The organism is Mycobacterium sp. 1482292.6, assembly GCF_001672995.1.
In the GTDB taxonomy this organism is placed as follows: Bacteria; Actinomycetota; Actinomycetes; order Mycobacteriales; family Mycobacteriaceae; genus Mycobacterium; species Mycobacterium europaeum_A.
Genome location: NZ_LZKV01000013.1, coordinates 1 through 554 on the forward strand (window position 1 = coordinate 1; position 554 = coordinate 554).

Here is a 554-nt window from a genome sequence, read left to right on the forward strand (position 1 = left end):
GAATCGCGTTGGTGTACGTGATTTCTCGTCAGGTCACCGCGAGCAGGCGATAGAGCCCGATCAGTCCCACGGCCACGATGATCGCCCGCAGCGCATTGCCCGACAACCGCCGCCCGTAGCGCGCGCCGAGCAGCCCGCCGACCAGTGAGCCCGCCGCGATCAGCCCGGCGGCCGGCCAGCTGATCCGATCGAACGCCACCGCCGTATAGGCAATGGCGGCAACCACATTCACCATCAACGCCAATAAGTTCTTGGCCGCGTTGGTGCGCTGCACCGATTCCGGAAGCAGGGCGCCCATCAGGCCGACCAGCAGAATCCCTTGCGCCGCTGTGAAATAGCCGCCGTAGACGCCGACGGCGAACGTGCCGAACACCAGCGTCGCCATCCGGCGCGGGCTGACGTGGTCGGGCGAGCGACCCGCCTGCTCGGCGCGCGCTACGGGCGGCGGTTGTCGGGCAATGCGCTGCGGGCGATCATCGTGGCCGTGGGACTGATCGGGCTCTATCGCCTGCTCGCGGTGACCTGACGAGAAATCACGTACACCAACGCGATTC

At 67.1% G+C, this 554-nt stretch carries 1 protein-coding gene; it reads right to left on the reverse strand.

Annotated features, from left to right (window positions below; all coding sequences use genetic code 11):
* Positions 1-28: 28 nt before the first annotated feature.
* Positions 29-554, reverse strand: a 526-nt coding sequence (locus A5624_RS00870; RefSeq protein ID WP_232002173.1) for a sulfite exporter TauE/SafE family protein, incomplete at its 5' end; no start/stop codon positions are given.